The 17142-nt window shown below is 63.4% G+C and carries 15 protein-coding genes; 4 read left to right on the top strand and 11 right to left on the bottom strand.

Annotation, left to right across the window (positions count from 1 at the left end; all coding sequences use genetic code 11):
- Positions 1–4: 4 nt before the first annotated feature.
- The 5 genes from FA94_RS21380 to pilM all read right to left on the bottom strand — a co-directional run bounded on the left by FA94_RS21380 (position 5) and on the right by pilM (position 5228).
- On the bottom strand, positions 5–556 hold the full coding sequence (locus FA94_RS21380; RefSeq protein WP_035554795.1) for a shikimate kinase: 552 nt from the start codon (positions 554–556) through the stop codon (positions 5–7).
- A gap of 106 nt (positions 557–662) precedes the next feature.
- Entirely contained in the window at positions 663–2204 is a 1542-nt protein-coding gene (locus tag FA94_RS21375; RefSeq protein WP_231585126.1) for a type IV pilus secretin PilQ, read from the bottom strand.
- A gap of 338 nt (positions 2205–2542) precedes the next feature.
- A complete protein-coding gene (locus tag FA94_RS21370) occupies positions 2543–3463 on the bottom strand; it encodes a hypothetical protein (RefSeq protein ID WP_035554793.1) in 921 nt (306 codons plus the stop codon).
- The gene (locus FA94_RS21365; protein WP_051980652.1) at positions 3460–4239 is read right to left on the bottom strand and encodes a hypothetical protein; all 780 of its coding nucleotides are present in this window, start codon (positions 4237–4239) and stop codon (positions 3460–3462) included. The genes FA94_RS21370 and FA94_RS21365 overlap by 4 nt, the downstream gene beginning before the upstream one ends.
- On the bottom strand, positions 4236–5228 hold the full coding sequence (pilM, locus tag FA94_RS21360) for a type IV pilus biogenesis protein PilM (RefSeq protein ID WP_035554791.1): 993 nt from the start codon (positions 5226–5228) through the stop codon (positions 4236–4238). Before pilM ends, FA94_RS21365 begins: the two co-directional genes overlap by 4 nt.
- Positions 5229–5480: 252 nt before the next feature.
- On the opposite strand from pilM, the gene FA94_RS21355 reads away from it, so the two are divergent.
- Complete coding sequence (locus FA94_RS21355; protein ID WP_035554789.1) at positions 5481–7877, top strand: penicillin-binding protein 1A; 2397 nt, start codon at positions 5481–5483, stop codon at positions 7875–7877.
- A 104-nt stretch (positions 7878–7981) separates the two neighbouring features.
- On the opposite strand, the gene cyaY is transcribed toward FA94_RS21355, so the two are convergent.
- Entirely contained in the window at positions 7982–8299 is a 318-nt protein-coding gene (gene cyaY, locus FA94_RS21350; RefSeq protein WP_035554787.1) for an iron donor protein CyaY, read from the bottom strand.
- A gap of 35 nt (positions 8300–8334) precedes the next feature.
- On the opposite strand from cyaY, the gene lptM reads away from it, so the two are divergent.
- Positions 8335–8682 carry an LPS translocon maturation chaperone LptM gene (lptM, locus tag FA94_RS38120; protein ID WP_081936024.1) on the top strand — a complete coding sequence of 116 codons (348 nt, stop codon included), beginning with the start codon at positions 8335–8337 and terminating at the stop codon, positions 8680–8682.
- Between the two features lie 9 nt (positions 8683–8691).
- Complete coding sequence (gene lysA / locus FA94_RS21340) at positions 8692–9954, top strand: diaminopimelate decarboxylase (RefSeq protein ID WP_035554783.1); 1263 nt, start codon at positions 8692–8694, stop codon at positions 9952–9954.
- Between the two features lie 112 nt (positions 9955–10066).
- Here the strand turns inward: lysA and msrQ are convergent, their stop codons facing one another.
- The 5 genes from msrQ to FA94_RS21315 all read right to left on the bottom strand — a co-directional run bounded on the left by msrQ (position 10067) and on the right by FA94_RS21315 (position 16147).
- A complete protein-coding gene (msrQ, locus tag FA94_RS21335) occupies positions 10067–10759 on the bottom strand; it encodes a protein-methionine-sulfoxide reductase heme-binding subunit MsrQ (protein WP_035554781.1) in 693 nt (230 codons plus the stop codon).
- Positions 10760–10777: 18 nt separating this feature from the next.
- Complete coding sequence (gene msrP, locus FA94_RS21330) at positions 10778–11773, bottom strand: protein-methionine-sulfoxide reductase catalytic subunit MsrP (RefSeq protein WP_035554779.1); 996 nt, start codon at positions 11771–11773, stop codon at positions 10778–10780.
- Positions 11774–11941: 168 nt separating this feature from the next.
- On the bottom strand, positions 11942–13159 hold the full coding sequence (gene ccsB, locus FA94_RS21325) for a c-type cytochrome biogenesis protein CcsB (RefSeq protein ID WP_035554777.1): 1218 nt from the start codon (positions 13157–13159) through the stop codon (positions 11942–11944).
- Between the two features lie 4 nt (positions 13160–13163).
- Positions 13164–15377, bottom strand: coding sequence for a cytochrome c biogenesis protein ResB (locus FA94_RS21320; protein WP_035554774.1), 2214 nt, complete (start codon positions 15375–15377; stop codon positions 13164–13166).
- 116 nt (positions 15378–15493) lie between these two features.
- Positions 15494–16147: a c-type cytochrome gene (locus FA94_RS21315; RefSeq protein WP_035554772.1), complete on the bottom strand. Its 654-nt coding sequence runs from the start codon at positions 16145–16147 to the stop codon at positions 15494–15496.
- Positions 16148–16426: 279 nt separating this feature from the next.
- On the opposite strand from FA94_RS21315, the gene yihA reads away from it, so the two are divergent.
- A complete protein-coding gene (gene yihA, locus FA94_RS21310; RefSeq protein WP_035554769.1) occupies positions 16427–17080 on the top strand; it encodes a ribosome biogenesis GTP-binding protein YihA/YsxC in 654 nt (217 codons plus the stop codon).
- Positions 17081–17142 lie beyond the last annotated feature (62 nt).

Here is a 17142-nt window from a genome sequence, read left to right as displayed (position 1 = left end):
TCCATTATGACGCAGGGTGTTTGGCGACGCCGACCATCTCGAGCTGCATCAGAACCATGTTGACGAGGCCGTTGACCGAAGGCCGGCCGGTTTCGATGACGAAATGCGCGCATTCCCGATATAACGGATCGCGCACTTCGTAGAGCGCTTCGAGACGCGCTTTGGGGTCTTCGGTTTGCAGAAGCGGGCGATTCTTGTCGCGCCGGGTGCGCAGCCAGAGGTCATGCGGATTGGCTCGCAGGTAGATCACCACGCCGCGATTTTGCAATGATTCACGGTTTTCCGGCCGCAGCACCGCGCCGCCACCGGTGGCCAGCACGATATTTTCGCGCCCGGTGAGCTCGGAGATCACGCTCGCCTCGCGCTCGCGAAAGCCCGCTTCGCCCTCCAGCTCGAAGATCACCGGAATGCGCGCGCCCGTGCGCGCTTCGATTTCGTGGTCGGAATCGAAGAACGGGCGATCGAGACGGCGCGCAATGGCCCGGCCCACGGTGGTTTTTCCTGCCCCCATGAGCCCTACAAAAAATACATTGGCGTGTGCGTCCCGCGCTTGCAACGGTGTCCTCTGGCTAATCCGGTATAGGTCGTGCCGCAGCTTACTGGCAAAGCGGCTGCCTTGTCGAGCCTGCGCGCCGCCGCTGGAGAGCGGCGGCGCCATGCCCCTAATTTATCTGAACGACGCGCGGCGTGATGAAAACCGCCAGTTCGCTGCGCTGGTCGCGATGTGCCCGATGGCGGAAAAGCGCCCCCAAAAGCGGTATTTTGCCCAGGAGCGGCACCCGCGTCACATCGTCCCGGTCGTCGGTTGCGTAAATTCCGCCGATCGACACCGTACCACCATCCTCGACTTCGACCCGCGTTTGCACGTGTTTGGTGTTGATCGCGGGTCCGGCGTCGGTCTGTTCGCCGACGCTGTCTTTGGCGACGTCGAGGTCCAGCACGACCCGGCCGTCGGGCATGATTTGCGGCTCGACCTCGAGTTTGAGCGTCGCGCGACGGAACTGCACGCCCGACACGCCCTGCCCCACCTTCGCCTGGTACGGCAGCTCGGTGCCCTGCTCGACCACCGCCTTCATCCGGTCGGCCGTGACGACCCGCGGGCTGGAGACGATTTCCCCGCGGCCTTCGGCTTCCAGCGCGCTCAGTTCGATGTTCAGAAGCCGCGTCGCGGCGGCCGCGAACAGCGTCAGACCGGCGGTCGCGGCGTCGAAACCGGCGATGGGCCGCGCCGACAGATCATAAACCGCGCCGTCTTTGCCGCCGGTCAGGCCACGCGCCGAGCCGTCTTCGCTCGTGGCGGCCATCGAAAGCCGCACGCCGAGATTGCGCGAGAACCCATGTTCACCCTCGACGATCCGCGCTTCGATCAACACCTGGCGGGTCGGCCGGTCGACGGCGCCGAGCAGCGCCGCGATCTGCGCGAGGCGCGCCTCGAGGTCGGTCACGAACAGCAGGTTGGTGCGCGGATCGGCGGTGGCCGCGCCGCGTTTGGACAGCACGCGCTGATTACCGGAGCCGGTCAGCAGGCGGCGCACGTCCTCGGCGCGCGCGTAGTGCAACTGGAACGTGCGGCTGGCGAGCGGTTCGAGGTCGGCGCTGCGGGCATGCGCTTCGAAGCGTTGCCGCTCACGCGCGGCCAGATCGGCCTGCGGCGCGACCCAGATCACGTTGCCGTGGCGTTCCATCGCGAGGCCGTTGACGTCGAGCAAGGTGTCGAACGCCGTGCGCCACGGCACCTTGTCGAGCCGCAACGAGACGGCGCCACGCACTCTTTCGCTCGCGACGATGTTCAGGCCGGTGAACTGCGCGAACGCGTTGAGCACGGCGCCCAGTTCGGCACGCTGGAAGTTCAGCGAGATCGCTTTGTCGTCGGCCGCGAGATTGGCGTCGGCGGCGGTTTTCGGGGCGTCGCTGAGGCGTGGGAGCGGCGGTAGCGGTGTGGGTGGGCCTTCAAGTGCGGAGGCCGAAGCGGCGTCTCGGGTTGTAATTGAGGGTTGTGTGGGCAGTGGGGAAGCGCCGGCTGCGTCCGTGGCACCCATGCCGTCGACGCCGCCAGTCGCAGCGGACGCAGCCGCCTTCGACGCATCCGTCGTCTCCGCCGAATCATCGCGAAACGGGTTCGGCACTTCGACGGCAACCTCGCGCGGCAACGGCGGTGCGTTGTGCGACGTGTCCGGCAACGCGACCGCGTCGTCCGGCAACATGTAGTCGGGCAGCGGCGGCAACGGCGGCGTCGAAGCCCGCGCGGCACCGACGCTCAACGCCGAACTGACAACCAGCCCGAGATACGCGCGACGCCCGCGCCGCAGCCTGCACGCGAGCAGTGAGCGAGACGCGCCTGCTTCCCACCCGCCAGTGGATGGTGCGCAGGACACTCGACCGCCGCGAGATACGTGAGATACGTGAGATACGTGAGATACGTGAGATACGCGAGACACGCGAAATACACGAGGCAGGCGAGCCCCGCGCAAAACGCACGCTCCCGTCGCCACGCCCATACCCCAACACGACCGCGCAATTCGCGCCAATTTTTCCGCGCTCATCATGAAGCCTCCGTCAGCGACAGCGTGCGCGTCTCATCACCTCTGGCGAGCGTGATCCCGAGCGCGTCGAGCCTCGTGACGCGCTCGGCGCCGATCAATTGCCCGGCCACGACCGTAGTCGCGCCATCCGCCGTATCGAGCAACGCCAAACCACGCGTGCGATCGCGCAGCAATCCGACGAGTCGCAACGGCGAAGCATCGGACGCACCGCCTGCGGCGAACATCTGCGGCGGCGAGAACGGATCGAAGAACACGAGGTCCTCGTCATCGTCCGAATCGAGGCTTGCGTCGACGAACACGTCCGCGGACGCATTCAACGGCGCCGGCCGCAGCGCGCTGAACATATTCAGCGTCGCGTTCACCACGAGCGACGCGGCATCGCGTTTCACCGTCACGTCGACTGGAACGGTCAGCACCGGCAGATCCGACAGCCCACGCAGAAACGCCATCAGGTGGATGAAATCGGTGCGTGCGGTGAACTGCAGCGGACGCATGCTCTCGGCACCCGCACCGCTGGCGGCGCCAGGTTCCAGGCTCAATAACGTGACGTCGTTCTGCGCGGCCAGTTCGGAGACGATGCGCACGTCGTCCGCCGAGGTCCATGACGCGCTTGAACGCACCGCGCCCAGCGCCGCAACCTCGCGCCGCAGCGCGGGCAACTGCGCGAGGGAATGCCGCGCGTCAGCCAGGCGTCGCACGCTCGCCGCCAGCGCCGACCGGCTCGCATCGACTCCCGAGAAATCAGCCACGATCCAGCCGTGCGTGCCGAGAGCGAAAACCATCGCGGCAATCAGCAAAGCAACCACCCAGCGGCGACGTCTGCTCCACGCATAGAACGGCAAGCGCGCACGCTTTATCCAATGCGTGAGGAACGGCCGCACGCTGGCCGCGCCGCCAAACTCAACGAATGTCGTGCTCATTTCACACCTCTCGATAGGTCGGACTTAACAGGAAGGGATGACGCGAAGGCCGTCTTGCCGGCTGTCTTCAACACCGCATCGTCCCAACGCAAATGCGCACCGAACTCGACCGGGCCAGACACGCCAGCGCCAGCGCCAACACCAAGGTCAGCGCCAGCACCCGCGCGCCCCGTGGCCCGCGTCGCCGAGCTATGCAGGTCGCTCACCTCCGCGCCTTTCACGCCACGAATGCCGCTCAGGCGTTTGAGCCACGCCGCCGAAGCCGCATGTCCAGCCGATGTCGCCAGCATTTGCGTCTCGTGTTCACGCTGACGCATCTGCTGCAACACCACGCCCTCGCCCGGCTCGGAACTCAGCGCATCGATCAGATCGCGCAAATGCGTGAGCGGGTCGGACAAACGCCTGGCATGAGCGGTGTTTTTGCGTTGCTCGTCCCGCGTGCGCAGCAACGCCGCGTTCTCCGCGAGTGGCGCACTCAGACGCGTGAACGATTGATCGATCGACGCCCGCCGCGCATCGAGCTGCATGCGCTCGAATGCCTGCCACCCGATCAACGGCAGCACGGCGGCGCAGCCGGCGAATGCAGCGGCAGTCCATTCAAGCAGCCGACGCCGACGCGCAAGCCGGGCATTGCGCTGCCGGTACGGCAGCAGATTGAAACCACCGAGCCACGACCGCACGAAGCGCACACCGCGCGAAGGCGACGACGAAGAAGAAGACGAAGACGAAAACACCGGCGGATGCGAGCCCGCTCCCAGCAACAGACCGCCCATCATTCGAACACCCCGCGCAACGCCAGCCCGAACGCCACCGCGCCCTCCGGTTCGTGCAACAACGCGTCGGTCTGCGGCCGCTCGAGGTCGCCGAGCAGCGCCAGGTCGAAGGGCAGTACCGGGCAGCTCAACACATCGGCGATATCCACCATCGAAAAGCCCACCCCGTCGAGCAGATCGACTTCGCCACTCAGGAACGCGCAGCGAACTGCGGCGTCATGACCCAGGTCGCGCAACGCATCGGCGAGATCCGTGTGTTCGGGCGCCGGATAACGCATCTCGCGAACCAGACAGTCTTCGACGAAACGCCATCCGTACACGCCGTCCGTACCGATCCACAGCGCGATGTACGACTCGTGCGGATCGAGTTCATGACTCGCCGCATAGCGCATGGCGCGCAGGGCCGCTTGCGGCTCACCGTCGATGGCGGTCAGCGAAATGCCGGCCGCCGCCGCGCATTCCATACGCGCTTCGAGATGCTGGCGCGCGGTCGCGGCAATCGTCACCGAGCGGCTCGCGCCGGGCCGTTCGTCAACGTACCAGTCGACCGCCAGCGCATGCCGTTCGAGCCCCGCGATCCGCTCGACCTCGTTCATCACCGCCGGCTCCAGTTCGGCCAGTTCATGGCCGCCGTCTTCCGCGCAGCCGCTTTGCGCGGCAAGCCGCGCGAGCGACACCGTGGTCATGACCGTGGCCGACGCGGGCACCGCCATCGCGCAACGCAACGCTTGCACGGCACACGCGCGCGGCAGACCGGCGAACGCTTCGCGCAACGCGCGCGCCACCGCATGCCGGTCGGCGATCTCGGTGCCCGCCATCGCGCCCGGCGCGAGCGGCACGGTCGACACGTACTCGATATTCAGTGCCGAAGCCGGCAACGCGCGATGACTGATCACGACCAGACGCACGCTTTGCGAACCCACATCGATCCCTGCGGCGAAACGCAGCGAGCCTGCCTGCAAGACCTCAAACCACGATTTTTTTACCGTCATATGCCCTCCCTCAGACTCGCGCTGCGAACCATTCGAACGCGAGTAACGAGGAAGAATTGTGCGCAAGCGCAGCGTCGAGCGACACTCAGCCGAATGGCTAACGTTGCGTGACGCACGCCCCACGCGGCATCAAAGCGTCTACAGTGAAGTCAATCCCGCGTGGCGCGCAGGCTTATCGGGCAACACCCGTAAGCCGGCCGAAAGCTGAAAACCGAGGCGGCTATAATCGCGGGACTGTTTTTTGGTGCCACTATGCAATCCACGTCTCCTACGTCCCCGCCGCCCGCGCCCCAGAAGCGCAAACGCCCGTTGTGGCTCAAGCTCGTCATCGGCTTTGTCGGTCTGATCGTCGCAGGCATTCTGTGCGGACTGCTGGTGCTCGGCTATGCGCTGGTCGTGGCCACGCCTAACCTGCCGTCACTCGATGCACTGACCGACTACCGGCCCAAGGTGCCGCTGCGCATCTACACGGCGGACCACGTGCTGATCGGCGAATTCGGCGAAGAACGGCGCGACATCGTCCATATTCAGGACGTGCCCGATAGCCTGAAAAAAGCGGTGCTCGCCATTGAAGACGCACGCTTCTACGATCACGGCGGCGTCGATCTCACCGGTATCGCGCGCGCCGGTATCGTCGCGCTGACCAACGGCCATGCCACGCAGGGCGCCAGCACGATCACCATGCAGGTGGCGCGCAACTTCTTCCTGTCGAGCGAGAAAACCTACACGCGCAAGATCTACGAGATGCTGCTCGCGTACAAGATCGAGTCGAAGCTGACCAAAGATCAGATTCTCGAGGTGTACATGAATCAGATCTATCTCGGGCAGCGCGCGTACGGTTTCGCGAGCGCGGCGCGGGTGTACTTCGGCAAGGATCTGAAGGATCTGACGCTGGCCGAGTCGGCCATGCTCGCGGGTCTGCCGAAGGCGCCGTCCGCGTATAACCCGGTGGTCAATCCGAAGCGCGCGAAGATACGTCAGCAGTACATTCTGCAACGCATGGTCGAGCTGCACTACATCACCCAGGAACAGTACGACGAAGCGAGCAAACAGCCGCTCGTGGTCAAGGGCGCGGGCAAGGAATTCAGCGTGCACGCGGAGTACGTCGCGGAAATGGTGCGGCAGATGATGTACGCGCAGTATCGCGAAGAGGCCTACACGCGCGGCCTGAACGTGGTGACGACGATCGATTCGGCCGATCAGGACGTCGCCTACCGCGCGCTGCGCAAAGGGCTGATGGACTACGAACGGCGTCACGGTTATCGCGGCCCGGAGGCGTTCATCGATCTGCCGTCCGACGCCGACGACCGCGAACAGGCTATCGACGACGCGCTGCTCGAACATCCGGACAACGGCGAGATCATTGCCGCGGTCGTGACCTCGGCGAATCCGAAACAGGTGCAGGCCGCGTTCATCGACGGCAATATCGCGACCATTCAGGGCGACGGCCTGCGCTTCGCGCAAGCCGCGCTCGGTCCGCGCGCGCAGCCGAATCAGCGGGTGCGGCCCGGCGCGATCATCCGTCTGATCAAGAACGACGACGGCAACTGGTCGATCACGCAATTGCCGCAGGTGGAAGGCGCGTTCGTTTCGGTGATCCCGCAAGATGGTGCGATTCGCGCGCTGGTCGGCGGCTTCGACTTCAACAAGAACAAGTTCAACCACGTGACCCAGGCATGGCGTCAGCCGGGTTCGAGCTTCAAGCCGTTCATCTATTCGGCGTCGCTCGAAAAGGGACTTGGACCGGCCACCATCATCAATGACGCGCCGCTCTTTTTCAGCGCCGCTGAGACCGGCGGCCAGGCGTGGGAGCCGAAGAACTACGGCGGCGGTTTCGACGGCCCGATGACCATGCGCACCGCGCTGCAGAAGTCGAAGAACCTGGTGTCGATCCGGATCCTGAACCAGATCGGCACGAAGTACGCGCAGCAGTACATCACGCGTTTCGGCTTCGACGCGGATCGTCACCCCGCCTATCTGCCGATGGCGCTCGGCGCCGGTCTCGTCACGCCGCTGCAAATGGCGGGCGCGTTCTCGGTATTCGCCAACGGCGGTTATCGCGTCAATCCGTATCTGATCGCCGAAGTCACCGATCAGCGCGGCATCGTGGTCGCGCACGCGCAGCCGCTGGTGGCCGCGCAAAGCGCGCCGCACGCAATCGAACCGCGCAATGCGTACGTGATGAACAGCCTGCTGCTGAGCGTCGCGCAACGCGGCACGGGCGCGAAGACCAATGTGTTGAAGCGCACCGATATCGGCGGCAAGACGGGCACGACCAACGATTCGCGCGACGCGTGGTTCGCCGGTTATCAGCACACGCTCACGGCGATCGCGTGGATCGGCTACGACAATCCGCGTAGTCTCGGCGACCGGGAAACCGGCGGCGGCCTGGCGCTGCCGGTGTGGATCGAGTACATGAGCCGCGCGCTCAAGGGCGTGCCGGAGTACAAGATGCCGATGCCGGCAGGCATCACCGAAATCGGCTCGGAACTGTATTTCGACGACTTCACGCCGGGCAACGGTTTCGTCTCGACGGTCGGTATCAGTCAGGCCGCGCTCGACGCCGACGCGAGCGCCGCATCGGCCGCGCCCGAGCAGGTCGGAGAACAGGAAAAGCAGGACATCATGAATCTGTTCCGCGGGCACTGAGGCCGTTTCTTCCTGGCTTGCTGGTTTTTAGGCCGCCAGAAATGCAAAAACGCCGCGTTCGATACGCGGCGGTTTTCGTTTACGCAGTCAGCTCGATTGCGCGCTTACGCTTCGAAGTGAACCGGTTCGCCAGCCTGTTGCGTCGCGTACTCCGACAACGCGGAGAAAAACTCCGTGCCGTTGCGGGTATCGCGCCATTCGCCGTCGATAAAACGGAAGTGAAAACCGCCCGCTTTCGCGGCGATCCAGATCTCGCTCATGGGCGGTTGCAGGTTGACGATAATCTTCGTGCGATTCTCGAATTCGAGGGTCAGCACGTTGCCGCTGCGCTCGAGTTCGATGTCGGCGGCGATGTCGTCAACCGCGCGTTCGATGGCGGCTAGCGCGGCTTCCGCGCGGGTCAGGTAATCACTATCGGACATGCTAAACTCCATCGATTATTTATTCAGGGACAGTCATGCGAGTCGTATCTCGGATGCGCGCGGGGGCGCCCGGCCGCGCGATTGTAGCGGGTTTAGCCATTCTCGCAGGTTGTGCACTGGCCGGCTGCGGACAACGCGGTTCGCTCTATTTGCCGACCGTACCACCGCTCCCGGCCAAGCCGACCGATCGCACGCAAGCACCGCCGGCCGCTACCAACCCCACAGTGACACCGGGCACGCCAAGCTCCATGGGCGAAGTGCCGGACACGTCGGGCTCGCCGCTCTCGCTGGCGCCGGAAACCGAACTCGCCACGCCGCCCGCTTCCGCTGCCTCCGCTACGGCGGCACCGCTGCCTGCCTCTGCCGCCACACCCGTTCAATAAGACTTTCGCATGACTCGATCCGCATTTGACTACGTCGACGGCGTGCTGCACGCCGAAGGCGTATCCGCCGTCTCCCTCGCCGAGCAGTTCGGCACGCCGCTGTACGTCTATTCGCGCGCCGCACTCACCGCTGCATGGAACGCGTATGCGGGCGCTTGCGCCGGCCGTCGCGCGACCGTGCACGTGGCCGTCAAAGCCAATAGCAATCTTGCGGTGCTGAATGTGTTCGCACGACTCGGCGCGGGCTTCGACATCGTGTCGGGCGGCGAACTCGCGCGCGTGCTGGCCGCCGGCGGCAAAGCGGAAAACACCGTGTTTTCCGGCGTCGGCAAGCATGCGGACGAAATGCGCGACGCACTCGCGGCCGGCGTCAAATGCTTCAACGTCGAATCGATTCCCGAGCTTGATCGTCTGAATGCGGTGGCTGCGGCAATGGGCAAGAAGGCGCCGGTTTCGCTGCGCGTGAATCCCGACGTCGACGCGAAAACGCATCCGTACATTTCCACCGGGCTGAAGTCGAACAAGTTCGGCGTCGCGTTCGAAGACGCGCGCGCCACGTATCAAGCGGCTGCGGCCATGGCGAATCTCGAGGTGGTCGGTATCGACTGCCATATCGGTTCGCAGATCACCGAAGTCGCGCCTTATCTGGACGCGGTCGATAAGGTGCTGGAACTGGTCGAGCAGATCGAGCAGGACGGCGTGAAGATTCGCCACATCGACGTGGGCGGCGGTCTCGGCATTACGTACGACGACGAAACGCCGCCGGAAATCGGCGAGTTCGTGCGTACGGTGCTGGATCGTATCGAAGCGCGTGGTCACGGCCATCGCGAAGTGTATTTCGAGCCGGGCCGTTCGCTGGTCGGCAATGCGGGCGTGCTGCTGACGCGCGTCGAGTTTCTGAAGCCGGGCGCGGAAAAGAACTTCGCCATCGTCGACGCAGCGATGACCGATCTCGCGCGTCCCGCCATGTACGAGGCGTATCACGCCATCGACCCGGTACTGAAGCGCGACGTGCCGGCTCATGTGTACGACGTGGTGGGTCCGGTGTGCGAAAGCGGCGACTGGCTGGGTCGTGAGCGCCTGCTCGCGGTCGAACCCGGCGACCTGCTGGCGATTCGCTCGGCCGGCGCGTACGGCTTCGTGATGAGCTCCAACTACAACACCCGTCCGCGTGCGGCCGAGGTGATGGTGGATGGTACACAGGTGCATCTGGTCCGTGCACGCGAAGAGGTCAAGCAGTTGTTTGCGGGTGAAACGATCTTGCCGGCGTAAACGTCGGCGTCGTTACGATATAAGTCACAAGCAATGAAAAAGGGCGATGCCGCGAAACGGCATCGCCCTTTTTCTTTCGGCGCGCTTTGCTCATGAACGTGAGGCTCGCCGGTTATCGCGCCTTCACTCTCCGCTCGCGCAACCATACGATCAACCGCCAGCCCAGCAGCGCCACCATGATCGCGCCGTAGATCTTCGGCAAAACCAGATCGTGTTTGCCCGCCTTCATCCACCAGAAATGCAGGATCGCGAGCGCGCCGATCGCGTAGATCGAACGATGCAGCATCTGCCAGCGTCGCCCGAGCTTGCGCACCATCGCGCGCGGCGACGTCACGGCCAGCACAATCAGCAACACGAACGCCGCGAAGCCTACGGTGATGAACGGCCGCTTGCCGATGTCCTTCAGAATCGCGGCGACGTCGAACCACTTGTCGAACCAGAGGTAAGTGGTGAAATGCAGCGTCGCGTAGAAGAACGCGTAGAGCCCGAGCATGCGGCGAAAACGCACGAACGCGGCCACACCGGTCAACTTGCGCAACGGCGTCACCGCCAGCGTGATGCAGAGGAACACGAGCGTCCATAAACCCGTGGAGCGCGTGATGAACTCGATCGGATTGGCGCCGAGCCGATCGGTCACGCCGAACAGCACGATGCGCGCGAGCGGATACCACGCGGCGATGAACACCGCGATCTTGGCGGGCACGATCCAGCGCGCGCCGCTCGCGGGACGCCTTGACGCCGTTGAAGCTGAACGTGCCGCCTTACGTGGTTCGGTCTGAGTGACAGGTTGCGTATCGGAAGCCATATCGTCGAAGCCGTTCGCTCAAAAATTCTTCTTCAGGTCCATGCCCTGGTACAGCGACGCGACCTGATCGCCGTAGCCGTTGAACATCAGCGTCTTGCGCTTGGGCGTAAAGAACCCGTCTTCACCGATGCGCCGCTCCGTCGCCTGACTCCAGCGCGGATGATCGACATTCGGATTCACATTCGAATAGAAGCCGTATTCGTTCGTCGCGTACGTGTTCCAACTGGTCTTCGGCTGCTTGTCGAGGAAGCGGATCTTCACCAGCGACTTCGCGCTCTTGAAGCCGTATTTCCACGGCACGACGATGCGCACGGGCGCGCCGTTCTGATTGGGCAGCACCTGGCCGTAAAGCCCCATGGTCAGCAGCGTGAGCGGATTCATCGCCTCGTCCATGCGCAGACCTTCGGAGTAAGGCCAGTCGAGCACCGGCGTCGACAGTCCCGGCATTTGCGACGGATCGGCCAGCGTAATGAACTGGACATACTTCGCATTGCCGGTCGGCTGCACGCGCTTGATCAACTCGGCAAGCGGCACGCCGATCCACGGAATCACCATCGACCAGCCTTCGACGCAGCGCAGCCGGTACACGCGCTCTTCGAGCGGCGCGAGCTTCAGCAGTTCGTCGATGTCGTACACCTTCGGATTCTTGATCTCGCCCTCGACGCTCACCTTCCACGGATGCGGCCGCAGCGTTCCCGCGTTTTGCGCGGGATCGGCTTTATCGGTGCCGAACTCGTAGAAGTTGTTGTACGTGGTGATGTCCTTGAACGGCGTGATCTTGTCGAGCGCGACGAATTTGGCGTTGGTCTTCGCCGCCAGCTTCTGCGCCTTCGGATCCGGCGATGAGTACGCCGCCAACGCCTCGCCATTCACGCCGATCAGACTGCCGAGCGCCATCGCGCCGGCCGCCTGCAACACGCGCCGCCGATTCTCGAATACGCGCCGTGGCGTGATTTCGCTACGCGCGATATCGTCGCCGCTAAGTTGAATTCTGTCGCTTCGCTTGATCCACATCGTGCAACTCCTTGCCGGTCCGCCACCGGGTTGTTCGGGTATCTGTCCTGCCACTCCGTAGGTACTCTCAGAGCGAACACCCTGGATGCAGCAAATATTCCGCCAGCCATAAAAAAACCGCCGGTGCGAAGCACGCGGCGGTTTTTAGTCGGCTAGGAGCGGCAGATCTTACAGCTTGCCGTAACTATGCAAGCCCGACAGGAACATGTTGACGCCCAGGAACGCGAAGGTCGTCACCAGCAGGCCGGTCAGCGCCCACCATGCGGCAACCGCACCGCGCAGGCCTTTCATCAGGCGCATGTGCAGCCATGCCGCGTAGTTCAGCCAGACGATCAGCGCCCACGTTTCCTTCGGGTCCCAGCTCCAGTAGCCGCCCCAGGCTTCCGCGGCCCACAGCGCGCCGAGAATCGTCGCGATCGTGAAGAACGCGAAACCGACGGCGATCGACTTGTACATCAGGTCATCGAGCACTTCGAGCGGCGGCAGACGGTCCGCCAGCACGCCACGCTCTTTCGACAGATACGCGACGCCGACCATGGCCGACAGCGCAAAGCTGCCGTAACCGATGAAGTTCGCCGGCACGTGGATCTTCATCCACCAGCTTTGCAGCGCCGGCACCAGCGGCTGGATCTGCTGCGCGTCGCGCGCGACCGAGTACCACATCAGGAAACCGACGGCCGCGCCGATCACCAGCAGTACGAACGCGCCGAGTGCGCGGGTGCTGTAGTGCTGCTCGTAGTACAGATAGAACAGCGCGGTGATCAGGCTGAACAGCACGAACACTTCGTACAGGTTCGAGATAGGAATATGGCCGACGTCCGCGCCGATCAGGTACGACTCGTACCAGCGCACCATCAGACCGACGAAGCCCATCAGCACCGCGGCCCACGTCATCTTCGAGCCGATCGCGGCGCCGGTCGGCGAGCGCGACAGCAGCCCGATCCAGTAGAACACGGTGGCGAACACGAACAGCGCGCTCATCCACAGAATCGCGGACTGGCTCGACAGGAAGTACTTGAGGAAGAACGCGCTATCCGCGCGACTCAGGTCGCCGTGGTAAATCTGAATGGCCAGCAGCGACAGCGCCGCAATACCCACCATCAGCGGACGCACCGGTTTCCAGCGCCAGCCGAGCACCATGAACACCGGCACCGCGCACACCAGCACCAGCTTGTCGTAGTAATTCATGAACGGGTGATAGCGCGACAGCGCAAACCCGGCGCCCGCGACCATCGCGACGGCAAACAGCCAGTCGACGACGCCGAGCCGTTTCAGGAACGGCCGCTCGTCGTATTGCGCGACATTCAGCGCGTTGAACGACTCTTCCGCGCTGACCTTTTTCGGGCGTGCGGGTGAGGAGGAGGAGGAAACCTGAGTCAAGTCCATGATCTTACCGGGTCGAATCTTGTGAGCTTGCGGACGGCGCGCCGGGATGGCCGGGCTTGTCGGAGCCGCCGGATGCTTCAGTGAGTTTGGCGCCCAGTGCGGCGCCGACAGCGTCGCGCGTCTGGACGAACTCTTTCTCGAAGTCGAGCGTTTTACGTGCGCTCGACATGGCCATCACGACATTCGTGCCGCGATCGGTGTCTTTGAGCCAGAACCAGAGGCGCCGTTCGCGGACGTAGAACATCGAAAAGATGCCCAACACGAGAAGCAGGCTGCCAAGATACACGACTTTTTTGCCCGGCGCGCGCGTCAACTGAAATACCGAAGCTTGCACCTGCTTGAATGAGTCGAGCTGTAAATAGACCGGCGAACCATACAGAAAGCTGTCGGAAATCGCGTTGATCGAGCTCTGGATGAAACGGCTCGCGTCCGCATTAGCCGTCGCTGCGGGCTCGCCGAGTTGCTGGCGGGACAGTTGCCACAGATCCCAGGTGGAGCCTTCCAGCATGCGCAGCAGCAGACCAGCGGCTTTTTCCTGCTCGCCCTTCGGCACCGAATGGTCGATAAACCCGGCGATCGCCTGGAAGCCGCCGACCAGTTGGCCGTTGGGCAGCTTGATGCTGTTGTCCGCGCCGGCAAAGAGGGTCAGCACGCGCAGCGCGCTTTCTTCGAGGTGCTGCTGCAGTTCCGTGTTCGAACCCGGCACCGAGCGCAGCGCGAAGCTGTGCGCGGCCGCGGCGCGCATGGCCGGATCTTCCAGCGTGGCGCGCAGGTTCATCCATTCCTTGACCGTGCCGCCGCTGTCGGCGGGAATGCGCAGGTAGCGGAACGGATCGTCCGGATTCACGCGCATGCCGGCGAGGAACATACGCTCGCCGGAGACGTCCACCGGCAGCATGTAGTTGTTGTACTCGCGCGCCTGACCGTCTGTGTCGCGCACCTTGTACTGCACCGACGGGCCGACATTGTGCAGGTCGAGCGGCTTGGACGACTTGGCGCCGGAGCCGAGCCGTTCGTCGAACGCCTCTTTCAACGTGCGATGGGCGGCAACGCCGCGCGCATCGTTCTGGCCGCTGCCGTTCGACACGTTTTCGACGTTGATCGCACGGAAATCGGTGAACTCCACCGTCTTGCCGTCGGCCAGCGGCGTAGCCGTGCTCAACGGCGCATTGCCGCCGATCGTGCCGCCGAACGGCGCGGTCTTCGCGCTCGCGCCGCTCATTGGGTACGCGGTCATCTGCATCTGCGAGCCGCCGTCCTGGAAGCTCGACTGATAGATCGATACGCCGTCGTAAGTGAATGGTTTGTTCACTTCGACGCGCGCCGGCACCCGGGCGCCGGTCTTGTGATCGACGACGACGATGTCGCTCGCGAACAGCTTCGGCATGCCCGTCGAGTAATAGTCGACGATGAACTTGTTCAGCTCGATCGAGAACGGCAGGTCCTGGATCAGCGAGCCGTCCGGCTGATTCAGGATTGCCGTGGATACGTGCTGCCCTTCCGGCACCCACGCATAGCCGCGAAACGTCGGGTTGGACTGCGACATGCGGTGTTCCGGCGGAATGTCGTTGATCACCGTGTTGGCGCGAATCGGCGACTTGTCGAACATCCACATTTGCAGCTTGATCGGCAGATTGCTGTCGAGCAGACCGCCGAGGCAGATCACGACGATCGCGACGTGAGCCGAGATATAACCGAACTTGGTCAACGCCCCGCGCTTCGCGGCGATCAGCGTGGCGCCTTCCGACTCACGCGTGACGAATTTGTAGCCGAGCTTGGCCGAGAGCGTGGCGAGCACCATCGAGGTCTGCGCACGCGTGCCGTTCACCGCGAATTCGCCCTTGTGATGGAACGCGCGCAGGCTGCCTTCGCGAACCTTGTCCTTCCAGCTCTTGGCGTCGGCGACCATCTTCGGCGCATTGCGGATCACGCACAGCGACACCGACACCATCAGGAAACCGAGAATCAGCATGAACCACCACGAGCTGTACACCGTGTACAAGCTCAACGAGCGGAAGATGTCCGCCCAGAACGGGCCGAACTGATTGACGTAGTTGGGATACGGATCGTCCTGCGTGAGAACGGTGCCGATGATGCTGGCGATCGACAGAACCACGAGCAACGAAATGGCGAAACGCATCGAACTCATTACTTCGATGACGTTGCGCGCAATACGATTGCCCGACTTCGACTGCAAACCCGACGTGGTGACGCTCATTCATACTCCGACTGAACAGCAAAAAAGGGTGAAGGGCTGTCGTAGGCACGACGCCCCCACCCTTTTCTTGTTTTGTACCGGCCTCGGCGGGCCGGTTGCATTTGCGTGCGAACCCTTTAATGCAGGCCCGCGATGTAATCGGCGACTGCCTTGATCTCACTATCCGACAACCGTGTGGCAATGGCATGCATTGCCTCATTGTTGTTGCGTGCGCCCGGACCCTGCGTGAACGCCAGCAACTCCGTTACCGTGTACTCGGCCCATTGCCCCGACAGACGCGGATACTGCGACGGAATCCCCTGACCGGTCGGGCCGTGGCAACTCGCGCACGCCGGCACACCCTTGTCCGCGATACCGCCGCGATAAATCTTCTGACCGAGCGGCACGGTGTCTTTGTTGTGCGCGTAGCCGGGCTTAGGCGTCTGCGTCGAAAAATAGGCGGCGACGTTGACCATGTCCTGATCGGACAGCGCGGCCGCCATGCCCGCCATGATCGCATTGTTGCGTGCGGGCTGCTTCGCGCCTGCCTGGGTCTTGAAGTCTTTGAGCTGCTTGACGAGATATTCGGGATGCTGGCCCGCCAGCTTTGGATACGCACCGCCGGCGCTGTTGCCGTCTGCCCCATGGCATGACGCGCACACCTGCACCGCGATTGCCTGCCCCCGATTGATGTCCGGTTTTGCCGGATCTGCTGCTCGTGCCTGAATTGCCAAACCTGAAAGACCTGCCGCTACATGAAGCACCATCAGAGTCTTGCTCAGTCGATTCATTCGCACACCCTGTCTCGTCTTGTGGGATTTTTAGAGAGTCCCCATGGGGACTTTCTTCGGGGCGGAAAACCTGGGACAGCCCAGCGTTTTCTTGAAGATTTTGCAAACTACGACAGCGACCGACAGACCCGTGAAGAGCCGCCAAGGCACGCGGGCTGGCCCCCTCAGGTTTTCAGTAAACCATCGTATTGTACAATAACTCGCTAATCGCTAAGACGCCAGTCGGGCTTGACCCGTCCCCACTCCGGGTTCCCCGGCGTCTCGAATACCGGCCTGATCATGTCCTTCCTGCTCCACCAATCCCGCTTTTTCACGACCGTCAATCATTTGCGTGATCTGCCGGCCACCGCGCAACCCGAGATCTGCTTTGCCGGGCGCTCGAACGCGGGCAAGTCCACGGCCATCAATATTCTGTGCAATCAGAAGCGCCTCGCGTTCGCCAGTAAGACGCCGGGCCGCACGCAGCACATCAATTATTTCTCGGTGGGCAAGGAAGACGAGCCGACCGCGTATCTGGTCGACCTGCCGGGTTACGGCTACGCGGAAGTGCCGGGCGCAGCCAAGGCGCACTGGGAAGCGCTGCTGTCCACCTATCTGCAATCGCGCTCGCAATTGCGCGGCATGATCCTGATGATGGACTCGCGCCGCCCGCTGACGGATCTGGACCGCCGCATGATCGAGTGGTTCGCGCCGACCGGCAAGCCGATCCACACACTGCTCACGAAATGCGACAAATTGACGCGCCAGGAAAGCGTGAACGCGTTGCGCGCGACGCAGAAAGGCCTGGCTGAATATCGCACCGCCGGCTATCAGGGCGAGTTGACCGCCCAGTTGTTCTCGGCGCTCAAACGCGTTGGGATCGACGAAGCGCACGAGCTGGTTGAAAGCTGGCTTATCCCCAATGCGGCGGGCGAAGCGGACGCCGCGCAATAAGCTCTACGGGTGCCGGGAGCAAGGCCAGACGGCTTTTCCGGCCGCCCATAAAAAAACCCGCC

It is taken from the genome of Burkholderia sp. 9120 (assembly GCF_000745015.1).
In the GTDB taxonomy this organism is placed as follows: Bacteria; Pseudomonadota; Gammaproteobacteria; order Burkholderiales; family Burkholderiaceae; genus Paraburkholderia.
The sequence above is the reverse complement of the archived record's forward strand: the minus strand, read 5'-3'. Positions and strand labels throughout refer to the sequence as shown.

Coding starts and splice junctions, on each gene's coding strand:
- ccsB (WP_035554777.1), bottom strand. CDS start 13,159: ATGGACTTGACTCAGGTTTCCTCCTCCTCCTCACCCGCACGCCCGAAA.
- FA94_RS21355 (WP_035554789.1), top strand. CDS start 5,481: ATGCAATCCACGTCTCCTACGTCCCCGCCGCCCGCGCCCCAGAAGCGC.
- yihA (WP_035554769.1), top strand. CDS start 16,427: ATGTCCTTCCTGCTCCACCAATCCCGCTTTTTCACGACCGTCAATCAT.
- lysA (WP_035554783.1), top strand. CDS start 8,692: ATGACTCGATCCGCATTTGACTACGTCGACGGCGTGCTGCACGCCGAA.
- pilM (WP_035554791.1), bottom strand. CDS start 5,228: ATGACGGTAAAAAAATCGTGGTTTGAGGTCTTGCAGGCAGGCTCGCTG.
- msrP (WP_035554779.1), bottom strand. CDS start 11,773: ATGTGGATCAAGCGAAGCGACAGAATTCAACTTAGCGGCGACGATATC.
- FA94_RS21320 (WP_035554774.1), bottom strand. CDS start 15,377: ATGAGCGTCACCACGTCGGGTTTGCAGTCGAAGTCGGGCAATCGTATT.
- FA94_RS21315 (WP_035554772.1), bottom strand. CDS start 16,147: ATGAATCGACTGAGCAAGACTCTGATGGTGCTTCATGTAGCGGCAGGT.
- msrQ (WP_035554781.1), bottom strand. CDS start 10,759: ATGGCTTCCGATACGCAACCTGTCACTCAGACCGAACCACGTAAGGCG.
- cyaY (WP_035554787.1), bottom strand. CDS start 8,299: ATGTCCGATAGTGATTACCTGACCCGCGCGGAAGCCGCGCTAGCCGCC.
- lptM (WP_081936024.1), top strand. CDS start 8,335: ATGCGAGTCGTATCTCGGATGCGCGCGGGGGCGCCCGGCCGCGCGATT.
- FA94_RS21375 (WP_231585126.1), bottom strand. CDS start 2,204: ATGTTGCCGGACGACGCGGTCGCGTTGCCGGACACGTCGCACAACGCA.
- FA94_RS21370 (WP_035554793.1), bottom strand. CDS start 3,463: ATGAGCACGACATTCGTTGAGTTTGGCGGCGCGGCCAGCGTGCGGCCG.
- FA94_RS21365 (WP_051980652.1), bottom strand. CDS start 4,239: ATGATGGGCGGTCTGTTGCTGGGAGCGGGCTCGCATCCGCCGGTGTTT.